This is a genomic window from Burkholderia sp. MSMB1835 (assembly GCF_001526365.1).
In the GTDB taxonomy this organism is placed as follows: Bacteria; Pseudomonadota; Gammaproteobacteria; order Burkholderiales; family Burkholderiaceae; genus Burkholderia.
In genome coordinates this window covers 147,680-162,507 of sequence record NZ_LOYP01000054.1, presented here as the reverse complement: position 1 = coordinate 162,507, position 14,828 = coordinate 147,680, and the positions used below count along the sequence as shown (strand labels likewise).

Below are 14,828 nucleotides of genomic sequence, written 5' to 3'. Positions count from 1 at the left end.
GCGGCGCGGCCCGCCCGGGGCCGCGCCGCGTTGGGCCGACGTCAGTCGGACAGGGCGTCCGACGCGGCTTCGGCGTCGTCGTGCGACGCGCTCGTGCGGATCAGCGGGTCGCTGGTGCTCGGGCGGCCCGTTTCGACGTGACCCGCGAAGCGGCGCAGGAAGCCGAGCAGCCGGCCGTCGCTGACGGTCAGGTCGTACCAGCCGTGGCTGCCGCGCAGGTCCCAGTAATCGTCGACGTGCGCGCCCGGCGCGAGGTCGAACGTGCGCGCGTGGCCGTGGCCGTACGCGTTCGTGACCTTGAGCCGCACGGCCTTGTGGCCGCGGTTCATCAGGCGCAGCGTGATGTTGCCGTTCGCGACGTCGTAGCCGTAGATCACCTCGGGGTTCACGTTCGCGCTGCCGACGCCGGTCGCGAACGGGCCGCGGAAATGGCAGTAGAAGCCGTTCGGGCCGTACACGTCGAGGTCGTACAGGCCGAGCGACGCGGCGGCGCTCCACGTGTCGGCGACGCGCTTGCCGGCTTCGACCGTGTACGCCCACGGGCCGTCGACGCGATTGCGCGACTGGACCTGGAACGCCGCGCCTGCCCGGCCGGTGTTCGCGAAGGTCAGCCGGAACTGGCCGTTCGCGGCTTCGACGCGGCCGTGCACGAACAGCTCGTACGGCAGCGCACGCGCCGGACGCAGCCCGGCCTCTTGTTTCGGCAGCTTCTGCAGCACCGGCGGCACCGGGATGTAGTCGGGATGGCGCGCGCGGTCGGGCGGCGCGTAGCCGCTCGTGTCGGGCAGCGTCGGCCAGGCGGCGTCCGCGGTCGCGAAGTCGAACGCCGACGTCAGGTCGCCGCACACCGCGCGACGCCACGGCGACACGTTGGCGGCCGTGACCGGATACTGCGCGCCGAACCGCGCCTCGATGAATTGCAGCAGCGACGTGTGATCGAAGGTCTGCGAGCAGACCCAGCCGCCCTTGGTCCACGGCGACACGACCAGCATCGGCACGCGCGGCCCCAGGCCGTACGGGCCGGCCATGTGCGATGCGTCGCCGGCGTACACCTCGTTGGTCGTCGCGACCGTCGACAGCCCGTTGTCGCGCGACTGCGGCGCGAACGGCGGGGGCACGTGATCGAAGAAGCCGTCGTTTTCGTCGTACGTGATGAAGAGCGCGGTCTTGCTCCACACGTCGGGATTCGACACGAGCACCTTCAGCACCTGCTCGATGTACCACGCGCCGTAGTTGGCGGGCCAGTTCGGATGCTCGGAATACGCTTCCGGCGCGCAGATCCACGACACCTGCGGCAGCGTGCCGTTCTTCACGTCCTGCTGCAGCACGTCGAACAGCGTGCCGCCGGCGCTGACGTTGGTGCCGGTGCGCGCCTTGTCGTACAGCGGCGTGCCGGGCAGCGCGGTGCGGTACTGGTTGAAGTAGAGCAGCGAGTTGTCGCCGTAGTTGCCGATGTACGGGTTTTGCGTCCAGCCCCACGAGCCGTTCGCGTCGAGCCCGGTGCCGATGTCCTGGTAGATCTTCCACGACACGCCGGCCTGTTCGAGCACTTCCGGATAGGTCGTCCAGCCGTAGCCCTTTTCGTCGTTGCCGAGCACCGGGCCGCCGCCCGTGCCGTCGTTGCCGACGTAACCCGTCCACATGTAGTAGCGGTTCGGGTCGGTCGAGCTCGGGATCGCGCAGTGGTACGCGTCGCAGATCGTGAACGCGTCGGCGAGCTGGTAGTGGAACGGGATGTCGTCGCGCTTCAGGTACGCCATCGTCGTGGTGCCCTTGTTCGGCACCCACTGGTCGTAGCGGCCCTTGTTCCAGGCCGCGTGCATGTCCTGCCAGCCGTGCGGCAGGTCCTGCAGGAACTGCAGGCCGAGCTTGTCGGCGCCCGGGTGGAACGGCAGCAGTTCGGCTGGGCCGACCGGCTGGTGAAACACCGACTTGCCGTTCGCGAGGCGCAGCGGGCGCGGGTCGCCGAAGCCGCGGACACCGCGCATCGTGCCGAAGTAGTGGTCGAACGAACGGTTCTCCTGCATCAGGATCACGATGTGTTCGATATCGCGGATCGTGCCGGTGCGGCGGTTCGCGGGAATCGCGAGCGCATCTCGGATCACGGGCGGGAACAGGTTCAGCGCGGCGGCGCCGGCAGTGCCGGCGGCGACGCGCAGGAAGTCACGACGGTTCGATCGGGTCATGGTCGTTATCGTGCGGAAAAGGGGGAGCCGATTGGCGGGACCTGCGGGAACGGCACGCGCCGGGGCGCAGGATGCGGCTGCGCCGGTTCGTGCCGCCGCGAGCATAGCGAGGAATCGGTGTCATTCATGTGAAGTCCGGAAACGTTTGCACGCGTGGATCGGATTGCGGCCGGCGGCGCGCCGCGGTACGAACGGCGAGGAAGCGGCGACGGGCGAGGCGGGCGAGGCGGGTGAGGCGGGTGGCACGCCGGAGGAGCGGGGAGCGGCGGGATGGCTGCGGGGACGGCAGAGGACGCAGAGCGGCAGCGGCGAGGATCGCGACGCGCACGCGTCAGGCGTCGGTCACCCACGCGCCGAACCATTCGCTCGGCCGTGCGATTTCGTCCTGCGCGGCGACGAGTTCGAGCTCGTAGCGGCGGGCGTCGTAGGTGGCCTTCACGACCGCGTGCACGGCCGCGAGCGTGTGCTCGAACGCGGCGCGCACCGAGTCGCCGCGCAACCGGCACGCGACGAAGATCGCGCTGGTCAGGTCGCCGACGCCGACCGGATGGCGCGGAAACGCATACAACGGCCGCTGGCCGATCCACGCTTCGGTTTCGGTGACGGCGAGCATGTTGAAACGGTCGGCCGGGCTGTTGCGGTCGTGCAGGTGCTTGACGAGGATGATCTTCGGGCCGCGGCGGATCAGCGCGCGGCACGCGTCGACGGCTTCGGCGACGGTCTCGATGCGCCGCCCGGCGAGCTTCTGCAGTTCGGAGTGGTTCGGCGACATGCCGTCCGCGAGCGCGGGCATCTCCTGGACGATGAACTCCTCGACGCCGGGCTCGGGCCGGATGCCGCCCGTCTGGCCCATCGCCGGATCGCAGAAGTACCACGCGTTCGGATTCATCGCCTTCACCGAGCGCACGATCTCGACGGCCGCGCGCGCCTGCGGCGGCGAGCCGAGGAAGCCGGACAGCACCGCATCGCAACGCTTGAGCGCGCCGATGGCGGCGACGCCGTCGACGAGCTGTTCCATCTTCGCGGCATCGATCGCGCTGCCGGCCCAGTGGCCGTACTGCATGTGATTCGACAACTGGACGGTGTTGAGCGGCCAGACGTTGATGCCGAGACGCTGCATCGGGAACACGGCCGCACTGTTGCCGGCATGGCCGTAGATGACGTGCGACTGAATGCTGAGGACGTTTTTCATGGGAATTCGCCTGCACGCGTTTCAGGGTCACGTCACACGATACCCGAGTTCGTCGTATGCGCGGAAGTCGCGCGGCCCGGAGTGTTGCGCGTCGTCGTCACGCGACCGCGTAGAATCGCGGGGCGCGACGCAGCAAGGCTGCAGCCCGACTGCCCGCGCGCGTCTCCAATCACCGTGATCGCCATGCTTTCGATTTGCAAGATGTTGTCCGCCGCTCGCGCCGCCGTGCTCGGCGCGAGCGCCGCCGCCGCGTGCGCGATGCCCGTTGCGACCGTCGCCGCGACGACCGCCGCCAACGACGGGCCCGCGTACGGTCCGCGCCTCGAAGGGTTCGCGTATCCGGCGCCCGTGCACGCATACGCGTTCGTGTCGCAGCGCGAAACCCTCGAGATGGCGTACCTCGACGTGCAGCCCGCGCACCCGAACGGCCGCACCGTCGTGCTGCTGCACGGCAAGAACTTCTGCGCGGCGACCTGGGAGGACACGATCGGCGTGCTGAGCCGAGCCGGCTACCGCGTGATCGCGCCGGACCAGATCGGTTTCTGCAAGTCGTCGAAGCCCGAGCGCTACCAGTACAGCTTCCAGCAACTCGCGCGCAACACGCACGCGCTGCTCGAATCGGTCGGCGTGAAGTCGGCGACGATCATGGGCCACTCGACGGGCGGGATGCTCGCGATCCGCTACGCGCTGATGTATCCGAAGGCGACCGACCAGCTCGTGCTCGTGAACCCGATCGGCCTCGAGGACTGGAAGGCGCTCGGCGTGCCGCCGCTGTCGGTCGACTACTGGTATGCGCGCGAACAGAAGACCACGGCCGACGGCATCCGCCGCTACGAGCAGAGCACGTACTACGCGGGCAAGTGGTCGCCGTCGTACGAGCGCTGGGTGCAGATGCTCGCCGGGATGTATCGCGGCGCCGGCCGCGACGCGGTCGCGTGGAACTCCGCGCTGATCTACGACATGATCCTCACGCAGCCGGTGGTCTACGAATTCGGCGCGATCCGCGTGCCGACGCTGTTGATGATCGGCGACAAGGACACGACCGCGATCGGCAAGGACGTCGCGCCGCCCGACGTGCACGCGAAGCTCGGCCGCTATCCGGAACTCGCGAAGCGGACGCAGGCCGCGATTCCCGGCGCGCAGCTCGTCGAATTCCCGGCGCTCGGACACGCGCCGCAGATCCAGGACCCGGACGCGTTCCACAAGGCGCTGCTCGACGGGCTGGACGCCGTGCACCCGCAGTGAGGCGTGGCACGCGGCCGGCCGCGCCCGGTCGGGCCGTCAGCTTGCCTCGTTCGCGAGCTCGTCGCGGATCTGCGCGGTCAGCTCGAACGAGCGCAGCCGCGCGGCATGATCGTAGATCTGCGCGGTGACGATCAGCTCGTCGGCACCCGTCTGCGCGATACGGTCGCGCAGCTTGTCGCGCACCGTGTCGCGCGAGCCGACCGCCGCGAACGACAGCGAATGCGCGACGGTCGCGAGTTCGAGTTCGCTCGCCTCGAGCACGTCGACGGGCGGCGGCAGCTTGCCCGGCGTGCCGCGTCGCAGGTTGATGAACTGCTGCTGCAGCGACGTGAACAGGCGCCGCGCCTCGTCGTCGGTGTCGGCCGCGAACACGTTGACGCCGACCATCGCATGCGGCTTCGGCCATGCGGCCGACGGCCGGTACTGCGCGCGATAGATCTCGAGCGCCCGCATCAAATAATCCGGCGCGAAGTGCGACGCGAACGCGAACGGCAGCCCGAGCATCGCCGCGAGCTGCGCGCTGAACAGGCTCGACCCGAGCAGCCACACCGGAACGTCGAGCCCGGCGCCCGGCACCGCCCGCACGCGCTGGCCGGGTACCGGCTCCGCGAAGTAGCGCTGCAATTCCGCGACGTCGTCCGGGAACGAGTCCGCGCTGCCGACCAGGTCGCGGCGCAGCGCGCGCGACGTGGTCTGGTCGGTGCCGGGCGCGCGGCCGAGGCCGAGGTCGATGCGCCCCGGATACAGCGACGCGAGCGTGCCGAACTGCTCGGCGATCACGAGCGGTGCATGGTTCGGCAGCATGATGCCGCCCGAGCCGACCCGGATCGTCTGCGTGGCGCCCGCGACGTGGCCGATCACGACGGCGGTGGCCGCGCTCGCGATCCCCGGCATGTTGTGATGCTCGGCCAGCCAGTAGCGCCGGTAGCCCCAGCGCTCCGCGTGCTGGGCGAGGTCGACGGTGTTACGGAACGCTTGCGAGGCGTCGGCGCCGGCCGGAATGGGGGCGAGATCGAGTACGGAAAACGGTGTCATCGGAAGACCTTCGAAACGGGGTGGCGTGGTGATGCGATTACGCAACAGACGCCAAGGATTTTGCCAAAGGGTTCCGGAACGTGCTGGCGGCGCGCGGATACCCATGCGCCTTACAGGGGCGCAGGGTTGCTTGCGACGATCGTTGCAAAAATCGAACCAATCGCCGATTAATTACCAAACTTTACGGCGATTGGAAGTGATACCGCATCGACATACAAATTTGCACGAAACGTTTGATTTTCAAGACTGCAATACGCCTGCAAAGTGCTTACGCTAATGTGAACGTGGCCGGGCCGATCGGGTTCGTCGACCGCTCAGCTTTGCCGGAATTGCACTAGTCCGTTTCTCGTAGCGCCGAGCGCGGGGCAGCGCGGACTGCTAAAATCCGGCGCCTGCCCATGTTGTGCCGATGGAGCCATTCGAGTCTTCCCGCATGCCGTCCTGGCGCTGCGCGGGGATACGCCACGCGAAGCCGGGCATGGCCGAACCCGAACAACGGGTCGTGCCTCCCCATTACAGACGCTGCTGGAACAAGGAGTCGGGTCGTGCCCGCGTTCGTCGTTGTCGGAAAACCGCATCACGCTCAATCGCGCTCGCGCGCTTGCCATGGCGCCCAGGTCGTCGGGAGGCGTCGCGCATGACGCCCACCGTCACGCTGCTCGACTGGCTCCTGATCGCGTTCACGCTGGCCGCGGCCGGCTATGCGCTCGTCGCGGCCTTCGCGCCGCGGCCGCGCATGCCGCGCACGGAGGTGCGCGACGGTTTCGAGCCGGTCAGCGTGCTCAAGCCGCTGTGCGGCGCCGAGCCGCACCTGTACGAAAACCTCGCGACTTTCTGCGTGCAGCGCCATCCGCGCTATGAGGTGCTGTTCGGCGTCGCATCGTCCGCCGATCCGGCGATCGCCATCGTCGAGCGGCTGCGCGCCGATCATCCGGAGTGCGACATCACGCTCGTGATCGACGCGCGCGTACATGGCAAGAACCTGAAGGTCAGCAACCTGATCAATCTCGCCGAGCGCGCGAAATACGGCCGCATCGTGATCGCGGACAGCGACATCGCGGTGCAGCCCGACTATCTGGAGCGCGTGACGGCGCCGCTCGCCGACGCGTCGGTCGGGGTCGTCACGTGCCTGTATCATGCGCGCAGCGTCGGCGGCTTCTGGACGCGGATCGGCGCGCAGTTCGTCGACGCCTGGTTCGCGCCGTCGGTGCGGATCACGCACCTCGGCCGTTCGAGCCGCTTCGGCTTCGGCGCGACGCTCGCGCTCACGCGCGACACGCTCGACCGGATCGGCGGTCTCTTCGCGCTGAAGGACGAGTTGGCCGACGATTTCTGGCTGGCCGAGCTGCCGCGCCGCCTCGGACGGCGCACCGTGCTGTCGGAGGTCGAGGTCGCGACCGATGTGATCGAACCGTCGTTCGGGCCGCTATGGCACCGCGAGACGCGCTGGCTGCGCACGATTCGTTCGCTGAACCCGGCCGGCTTCGCGTTCCTGTTCATTACGTTTACCGTGCCATGGCTCGTGATCGGCGCGGCGCTCGCATTGCGCCTCGACGGCACCGTCGCCGGCTGGCTGGCGGGCGGAGCGGCCGCGGTCGGCGCATTCGGGCGGCTCGTGCTGCATGCGCGCGGCGAGGACGGCTGGCGCGCGTTCTGGCGCGACCTGCCGCTCGTCGCGGTGCGCGACACGCTGCTCGCGCTCGAGTGGCTCGCGGCCGTGTTCGGCACGCATGTCGTGTGGCGCGGCGCGAGGATGACGGTCGTCGGCGGCGAACGCGCGGCGGCCGCCGTGGAAGCAGTGGACGGCCGCTAGGGCCGTCGATCGAACCGGCCCGCGGGCCGAGACGCGTCGCACGGCGAAGCCGCGCGGCGCGACATGACGGAGAGGCGGGCGCCCGCATGGCGGCCCGCGATTTTTGACTGAATCGTTGCAACGAAACGAACTATGCAGGCTACCGGAGCATTCATGAAAACGCTGTTCTTGCAGGCCCCTTCGTATGACGGCTTCGACGGCGGAGCCGGCTCGCGCTATCAGGCGAAGCGCGAAATCCGTTCCTTCTGGTATCCGACCTGGCTCGCGCAGCCGGCCGCGCTCGTGCCGGGCAGCCGCGTCGTCGACGCGCCGGCCGACGGCCTGTCGGTCGAGGAGACGCTGAAGATCGCCAACGACTACGATCTCGTGATCATCCACACGAGCACGCCGTCGTTCCCGACCGACGCGATGTTCGCGCAGGATCTCAAGAAGATGAAGCCGTCGATGCTGGTCGGCATGGTCGGCGCGAAAGTGATGGTCGATCCGCACAACTCGCTCACGGCGAGCGACGCCATCGACTTCGTGTGCCGCGAGGAGTTCGACTACACCTGCAAGGAACTCGCCGAAGGCAAGCCGTTCGCCGAGATCAAGGGCTTGAGCTGGCGCGCGAAGGACGGTTCGATCGAGCACAACGAAGCGCGTCCGATCCTCGAGAACATGGACGAACTGCCGTTCGTCGCGCCCGTCTACAAGCGCGACCTGAAGATCGACAACTACTTCATCGGCTATCTGAACTATCCGTACGTGTCGATCTACACGGGCCGCGGCTGCAAGTCGCGCTGCACGTTCTGCCTGTGGCCGCAGACGGTCAGCGGCCATCGTTACCGCACGCGCTCGGTCGAGAACGTGCTCGCGGAAGCGAAGTGGATCCGCGACAACATGCCGGAAGTGAAGGAACTGATGTTCGACGACGACACCTTCACCGACGACCTGCCGCGCGCGGAAGCCATCGCGATCGGTCTGGGCAAGCTCGGCATGACCTGGTCGTGCAACGCGAAGGCGAACGTGCCGTACAAGTCGCTGAAGGTGATGAAGGAGAACGGCCTGCGCCTGCTGCTGGTCGGCTTCGAATCGGGCGACGACCAGATCCTCGTGAACATCAAGAAGGGCGTGCGCACCGATTTCGCGCGCCGCTTCAGCGCGGACTGCAAGAAGCTCGGCATCAAGATCCACGGCACCTTCATCCTCGGCTTGCCGGGCGAGACGCAGGAGACCATCAAGAAGACGATCGAGTACGCGAAGGAAATCAACCCGCACACGATCCAGGTCTCGCTCGCCGCGCCGTATCCGGGCACGACGCTCTACAAGCAGGCCGTGGAAAACGGCTGGATGGAAGAGAACAAGACCATCAACCTGGTGAGCAAGGAAGGCGTGCAGCTCGCGGCGATCGGTTATCCGCACCTGTCGCGCGACGAGATCTATCACCATCTCGAGCAGTTCTATCGCCAGTTCTACTTCCGTCCGTCGAAGATCTGGGAGATCGTGCGCGAGATGCTGACGAGCTGGGACATGATGAAGCGTCGTCTGCGCGAAGGCGTCGAGTTCTTCCGCTTCCTGCGCGCGCACGAGGCCTGATTCGTGGCGACGCAGCGGGCGGCGCGGGCGCTGATCTTCACCGCGGACGACTTCGGGCTGCATCCGCGCGTCAACGCGGCGGTCGAGCGTGCGCATCGCGACGGCGTGCTGAACGCCGCGAGCCTGATGGTCGGCGCGAGCGCCGCGCAGGATGCGATCGAACGCGCGCGGCGGCTGCCGTCGCTCGCGGTCGGCCTGCATCTGGTGCTCGCGGACGGGCCGGCCACGCTGCCCGCACATGACATTCCCGCACTCGTCGGCCCCGACGGGCGATTCGGCGACGCGATGGCGAAGGACGGCTGTCGCTTCTTCTTCCTGCCGCACGTTCGCGCGCAACTGCGCCGGGAAATCCGCGCGCAGTTCGATGCGTTCGCGGCGAGCGGCCTGCCGCTCGACCACGTGAACGCGCACAAGCATTTCCACCTGCATCCGACCGTGCTGTCGATGATCGTCGAGATCGGCCGCGACTACGGGCTGCGCGCGGTGCGGCTGCCTTACGAAACCGGCGCGCCCGCGTGGCTCAAGCCGTGGATCGCGCTGGTGCGCGCGCGGCTCGAGCGGGCCGGGCTCGCGCACAACGACTACGTGGTCGGCATCGAGCATACGGGCGCGATGGACGAGGCCGTGCTGCTCGACGCGCTCGCGAAGCTGCCGCCGGGCGTCGGCGAGATCTACTGCCATCCGGCCGAAGCCGGCGACGGCCCGATCACGCCGACGATGGCCGGCTACCGTCCGGCCGACGAACTGGATGCGCTGCTGTCGCCGCGCGTCGCGGCCGCGCTGAAAGCGGCGGGCGTCGCGACCGGCGGTTTCGCCGCCGTGTTCGGCGAGCCCGCGGCACGGCGCGGCGCGCCCGCGTCGCGCGCACCGGGAGCGCAGCCGTCATGAGCAAGTGGATCAAGTGGCTCGGCTGGCCGATCGGCATCGGCATCCTGCTCGCGCTGGGGCTGCACGAAGGCATCGGCGACGTGTCGCAGATGCTCGCGCGCGCCGGCTACGCGCTGCTGTGGCTGGTGCCGTTCCACGCGCTGCCGCTGCTGCTCGACGCGTACGCGTGGCATCTGCTGCTCGACCGGCGCAGCTCGCTGCCGTTCCTGTGGTGGATCGCGACCGTGCGCGAGGCCGTGAACCGGCTGCTGCCCGTGGTCGGGATCGGCGGCGAGATCGTCGGCATCCGGCTCGCGCGCTGGCAAGTGCCCGACGCGAGCCGTGTGACCGCGTCGGTGATCGTCGAGGTGCTCGTAACGATCGTCGTGCAGTATGCGTTCGCGGCGCTCGGCCTCGTGCTGTTGCTCGCGACGACCGACAACATGGGCGGCGGCACGATCGGCCTTGCGCTGTTGCTGACGCTGCCGTTGCCGGTGCTCGGCGTGGTGCTGATGCGGCGCGGCGGGATTTTCCACGCGATCGAGCGTTTCGCGGGCCGCCTGCTCGGCGATTCGCATCGGCTGCTGCAGGGCGTCGACGGCCGTCGCCTCGACGCCGACATCGATTCGCTGATGTCGCGCACGGGCCTGCTGTTCAGCGCCTTCTTCTGGCAACTGGCCGGCTACGTGCTCGGCGCGCTTGAGATCTACTGGGCGCTCGCACTGCTCGGCCACCCGGTGTCGATCGGCGGGGCGATCGCGATCGAGGCGATGACGCAGGCGGTGCGGCATGCGGCGTTCATGGTGCCGGGCGGGCTCGGCGTGCAGGAAGCGACCGTCGTGCTGCTCGCGCAGATGTTCGGCGTCGACCGCGAGACGGCGCTGTCGCTCGCGGTGGTCAAGCGCGGCCGCGAGGTGCTGTTCGGTTGCCTCGCGCTCGGCTCGTGGCAGCTTGCCGAGCTGGTGCGCACGCGCCGCCGTCTGGGCGCGCCGCCGGCCGTGCCGCGCACGGCGCCGCCGGCGAATCGGGCGCTCGAAACCCGAACCGAAACCGAAACGACGCATTGAACGCGAGACGGGCCGCACGACCCGTCTCGCGCTTTTGGCGCGGTGCGGGTATCCTTGCCGCGTGTTTTCTCCACGCGCATGTCTTCCGATGATTTTCCGTTTCCGGCTGCTTTCCGTGACGATGCTGGCCGCCGCGCTGGCGCTCACCGGTTGCGACGACCAAGGCCATCTCGACGTGCAACGTATCAGAGACTTCTTCAACGCGATCAAGCCCGCGCCGCTGCTGCTGAAGGGGCTGAAGGTCGGCGAGTCGACCGAGGCCGACGTGCGCGGCACGATGGGCAAGCCCGAGACCGAGCGCACGTTCACCGACGGCTCGAAGCGTCTCGAATATCCGCGTGGCCCGATGGGCAACCAGACCTGGTTCGTCGACCTCGATGCGAACGGGCACTACACGGGCGCGACGCAGGTGCTGACCGCCGAGAATTTCGCGAAAGTGCGCCCGGGGATGGACGAGGACGAGGTGCGACGCCTGCTCGGCAAGCCCGGCGACATCGCGCAGTATCCGCTGAAGCCCGAGACGGTCTGGAGCTGGCGCTGGCTCGAGGACGGCGTCAACACCGATGCGTTCTTCAACGTCCATTTCGGTCCGGACGGGCTTGTCTATACGACGTCGCGCTCCGACATCCTGAAAGGGCGGTGACGCTCACGCGCGGCGCTTCTTCAGCCAGTCGCGCAGCGCGTCGTTCATGCGCGTCTGCCAGCCGGGGCCGTCCGCCCGAAACGCGGCGAGGATGTCGGCGTCGTAGCGAATGCTGACCTGTTCCTTCGGGTGCTCGAGCTTCGGGCGCCCGAACTTCTTCGCGACGACCTCGACGAATGGCTCCATCGCATCGATTTCTTCGTCGCCGAGTTCACGGGCGTCCGGATCGGCGGCGATGCCGCGCGCGATCGCCGCTTCTTCCTCGGGCGTGTTGCGGATGAATTTAACCGCCTTCTTCATATCGACTCATCTCTCGGTTGTTGGCTTTTCGCAGGCTGACGACACACAGCGTGCGGCCGCGCGGGACGACGATCGCCGTATAAAGGCGCGCGCCGATCGGCACCAGACAGATCCAGCGCGTCTCGCCGTAATCCCTGCGGGTATCCACCCATGTGCGCACTGCTTCCCACTCGGCGAATTCGGCCATTCGCAACGAGATGCCGTGTTTCAGTCGGCTCGACAGATCCTTGGCCTCGTCGAAAACGAATGGAATTTCGACTAATTGTGGATGCAAAAACATGAGATGGCAATGAGTTTTTGTAGATGCAAAAAGAGGGCGCCGCCGTGGATGGCAGCGAATCGGCGCCGCTCGCGTCGCGGGCAGGAGCGAGCGATTGTGTGGCGTGTGTCCGCCCATGCCCATTCGGCCCGATGGCCAGTGCGGCGCTATATCGAAAAAGCGACCGGAAAATTGCAAAAAACCCGCTTCCCGGCGTGTCATGAGACTGTCAGGAAGCGGGTTTTTCCCTTTTGAAACAGCGGCGTAAGTCGCGCGCACAAATGGTGGGACGAATTGCTGCGACGCAGCAAACGCGCGCACGGTGATTTGAGGCAATCAATTTCGCTTGCGACTATCCGCGTCAGCCCGGCGCGGGACAGGCATACGCGTCGGCATTCATTCAATTCTGGAGACGCGCGTGTTCCTTTACGGCTTTGGTCCTGTCCTCTGGGCCGGCACCGTGCAGACCATCGAGCTGTCGGTGCTGTCGCTCGCCACTGCGGTGGCATTGGGACTGATCGGCGCGGTGGCGAAGCTGTCGCACAACCGGGTGCTGCGAGCGATCGCGACCGGTTATACGACGCTGATCCGCTCGGTGCCCGATCTTGTGCTGATGCTGCTGCTGTTCTACAGCATCCAGATCTGGCTGAACCAGTTCACCGACCTCGTCGGCTGGAACCAGATCGACATCGATCCGTTCGTGGCCGGCGTGCTGACGCTCGGCTTCATCTACGGCGCGTACTTCACCGAGACGTTTCGAGGCGCGTTCCTGTCGGTGCCGCGCGGCCAGCTCGAAGCCGGCGCGGCTTACGGGATGAGCGGCGCGCGCGTGTTCGCGCGGATCATGTTTCCGCAGATGATGCGCTTTGCGCTGCCGGGCATCGGCAACAACTGGCAGGTGCTCGTGAAGGCGACCGCGCTGGTGTCGATCATCGGTCTCGCGGACGTCGTGAAGGCCGCGCAGGACGCCGGCAAGAGCACGTTCAACATGTTCTTCTTCATCCTCGTCGCGGCGCTGATCTATCTCGCGATCACGACCGTCTCCAACCTCGTGCTGATCCAGCTCGAGAAGCGTTATTCCATGGGCGTGCGACACGCAGAACTATGATCGAGATCCTCCAGGAATTCGGCAAGGCGTTCCTTTTCTGGGACGGCCAGCGCCTGTCCGGCCTCGCGGTGACGCTGTGGCTGCTCGTCGCCTCGATTTCGCTCGGCTTCGTGTGCGCGGTGCCGCTGGCGGTCGCGCGCGTGTCGAGGAACAAGTGGGTGTCGATGCCCGTGCGCTTCTACACGTATGTGTTCCGCGGCACGCCGCTCTACGTGCAGTTGCTGCTGATGTACACGGGCATGTACAGCCTCGAGTTCGTGCGCTCGCACTCGCTGCTCGACGCGTTCTTCCGCAGCGGCTTCAACTGCGCGATCCTCGCGTTCGCGCTGAACACCTGCGCATACACCACCGAGATCTTCGCCGGGGCGATCCGTGCGATCCCGCACGGCGAAGTCGAGGCGGCGCGCGCGTACGGAATGACGCCGTTCACGATGTACCGCCGCGTGATCCTGCCGTCGGCGCTGCGCCGTGCGCTGCCGCTGTACAGCAACGAGGTGATCCTGATGCTGCACGCGACGACCGTCGCGTTCACGGCGACCGTGCCGGACATCCTGAAGGTTGCGCGCGACGCCAATTCCGCGACCTACATGGCGTTCCAGTCGTTCGGAATCGCCGCGTTGATCTATCTTGCGGTATCGTTCGCACTCGTCGCGGCGTTTCGCCGCGCGGAGCGCCACTGGCTCGCGTATCTCGCGGCCGCCCGTCATTGAATTCACTCGAGGAGAGCCAGTTGGCCGAGATCACTCAAACGAGCGCGTCCGCTTCCGTGAAGCTTGCCGCGGTCGACATTCACAAGCGCTACGGCGACAACGAGGTGCTCAAGGGCGTGTCGCTGGACGCGAAGGCCGGCGACGTCATCAGCATCATCGGCGCGAGCGGGTCGGGCAAGAGCACGTTCCTGCGCTGCATCAATTTTCTCGAGCGGCCGAATGCGGGGCAGATCGTCGTCGACGGCGAGGCCGTGCGCACGAAGGCCGACAAGACCGGCGCGCTGGAGGTGGCCGATCACAAGCAACTGCAGCGCATCCGCACGAAGCTCGCGATGGTGTTCCAGCACTTCAATCTGTGGGCGCACATGAACGTGCTCGAGAACGTGATGGAAGCGCCGGTGCACGTGCTGGGCATTTCGAAGAAGGAAGCCGAGGAGCGTGCGCGCGAGTATCTGGAGAAGGTCGGCCTGCCGCCGCGCGTCGAGAAGCAGTATCCGTCGCATCTGTCGGGCGGCCAGCAGCAGCGCGTGGCGATCGCGCGTGCGCTGGCGATGCATCCGGACGTGATGCTGTTCGACGAGCCGACCTCCGCGCTCGATCCGGAATTGGTCGGCGAAGTGCTGAAGGTGATGCAGAAGCTGGCCGAGGAAGGCCGCACGATGATCGTCGTCACGCACGAGATGGGTTTCGCGCGCAACGTGTCGAACCACGTGATGTTCCTGCATCAGGGGCGGACCGAGGAAGAGGGCGATCCGAAGGAAGTGCTGGTGCGCCCGCAGAGCGAGCGGCTCAAGCAGTTCCTGTCGGGCAGCCTCAAGTAACGCGACG

Annotated in this window: 14 protein-coding genes; 9 read left to right on the top strand and 5 right to left on the bottom strand. The window is 67.3% G+C overall.

Annotated elements, in window-relative coordinates; translation table 11 throughout:
* Nucleotides 1–41 precede the first annotated feature (41 nt).
* Together WS96_RS26645 and pdxY are read right to left on the bottom strand one after the other, a co-directional pair.
* Nucleotides 42–2,186, bottom strand: coding sequence for a phosphocholine-specific phospholipase C (locus WS96_RS26645; protein ID WP_059782141.1), 2,145 nt, complete (start codon nt 2,184–2,186; stop codon nt 42–44).
* A gap of 331 nt (nt 2,187–2,517) precedes the next feature.
* Nucleotides 2,518–3,378 (bottom strand): pyridoxal kinase PdxY, encoded by an 861-nt coding sequence (gene pdxY, locus WS96_RS26640; RefSeq protein WP_034206814.1) that lies wholly within the window; start codon nt 3,376–3,378, stop codon nt 2,518–2,520.
* Between the two features lie 183 nt (nt 3,379–3,561).
* On the opposite strand from pdxY, the gene WS96_RS26635 reads away from it, so the two are divergent.
* On the top strand, nt 3,562–4,623 hold the full coding sequence (locus WS96_RS26635) for an alpha/beta fold hydrolase (RefSeq protein WP_059836676.1): 1,062 nt from the start codon (nt 3,562–3,564) through the stop codon (nt 4,621–4,623).
* A gap of 36 nt (nt 4,624–4,659) precedes the next feature.
* Here the strand turns inward: WS96_RS26635 and WS96_RS26630 are convergent, their stop codons facing one another.
* Entirely contained in the window at nt 4,660–5,658 is a 999-nt protein-coding gene (locus WS96_RS26630) for an LLM class flavin-dependent oxidoreductase (protein WP_034206816.1), read from the bottom strand.
* Nucleotides 5,659–6,295: 637 nt separating this feature from the next.
* On the opposite strand from WS96_RS26630, the gene hpnI reads away from it, so the two are divergent.
* The 5 genes from hpnI (at nt 6,296) to WS96_RS26605 (ending at nt 11,623) form a co-directional block, all read left to right on the top strand.
* Nucleotides 6,296–7,471: a bacteriohopanetetrol glucosamine biosynthesis glycosyltransferase HpnI gene (gene hpnI, locus WS96_RS26625; RefSeq protein ID WP_059836674.1), complete on the top strand. Its 1,176-nt coding sequence runs from the start codon at nt 6,296–6,298 to the stop codon at nt 7,469–7,471.
* A gap of 132 nt (nt 7,472–7,603) precedes the next feature.
* A complete protein-coding gene (hpnJ, locus tag WS96_RS26620; protein WP_306454042.1) occupies nt 7,604–9,046 on the top strand; it encodes a hopanoid biosynthesis associated radical SAM protein HpnJ in 1,443 nt (480 codons plus the stop codon).
* Nucleotides 9,047–9,049: 3 nt separating this feature from the next.
* Complete coding sequence (gene hpnK, locus WS96_RS26615) at nt 9,050–9,934, top strand: hopanoid biosynthesis-associated protein HpnK (RefSeq protein WP_059836672.1); 885 nt, start codon at nt 9,050–9,052, stop codon at nt 9,932–9,934.
* Complete coding sequence (locus WS96_RS26610; protein WP_059836669.1) at nt 9,931–10,980, top strand: lysylphosphatidylglycerol synthase domain-containing protein; 1,050 nt, start codon at nt 9,931–9,933, stop codon at nt 10,978–10,980. The genes hpnK and WS96_RS26610 overlap by 4 nt, the downstream gene beginning before the upstream one ends.
* 88 nt (nt 10,981–11,068) lie before the next feature.
* Nucleotides 11,069–11,623: a hypothetical protein gene (locus WS96_RS26605; protein ID WP_059836667.1), complete on the top strand. Its 555-nt coding sequence runs from the start codon at nt 11,069–11,071 to the stop codon at nt 11,621–11,623.
* A gap of 3 nt (nt 11,624–11,626) precedes the next feature.
* On the opposite strand, the gene WS96_RS26600 is transcribed toward WS96_RS26605, so the two are convergent.
* On the bottom strand, nt 11,627–11,923 hold the full coding sequence (locus tag WS96_RS26600) for a BrnA antitoxin family protein (RefSeq protein ID WP_059836664.1): 297 nt from the start codon (nt 11,921–11,923) through the stop codon (nt 11,627–11,629).
* Entirely contained in the window at nt 11,907–12,518 is a 612-nt protein-coding gene (locus WS96_RS34645) for a BrnT family toxin (protein WP_257128067.1), read from the bottom strand. Before WS96_RS34645 ends, WS96_RS26600 begins: the two co-directional genes overlap by 17 nt.
* A gap of 82 nt (nt 12,519–12,600) precedes the next feature.
* Between WS96_RS34645 and WS96_RS26590 the strand changes: the two genes are divergently transcribed.
* The 3 genes from WS96_RS26590 to WS96_RS26580 are packed head-to-tail and all read left to right on the top strand — an operon-like array spanning nt 12,601 to nt 14,821.
* Nucleotides 12,601–13,290: an ABC transporter permease gene (locus tag WS96_RS26590; protein ID WP_006488734.1), complete on the top strand. Its 690-nt coding sequence runs from the start codon at nt 12,601–12,603 to the stop codon at nt 13,288–13,290.
* On the top strand, nt 13,287–14,000 hold the full coding sequence (locus WS96_RS26585) for an ABC transporter permease (RefSeq protein WP_034206823.1): 714 nt from the start codon (nt 13,287–13,289) through the stop codon (nt 13,998–14,000). The genes WS96_RS26590 and WS96_RS26585 overlap by 4 nt, the downstream gene beginning before the upstream one ends.
* A gap of 20 nt (nt 14,001–14,020) precedes the next feature.
* Complete coding sequence (locus WS96_RS26580) at nt 14,021–14,821, top strand: ABC transporter ATP-binding protein (RefSeq protein ID WP_034206824.1); 801 nt, start codon at nt 14,021–14,023, stop codon at nt 14,819–14,821.
* The last annotated feature ends 7 nt before the right edge of the window (nt 14,822–14,828 follow it).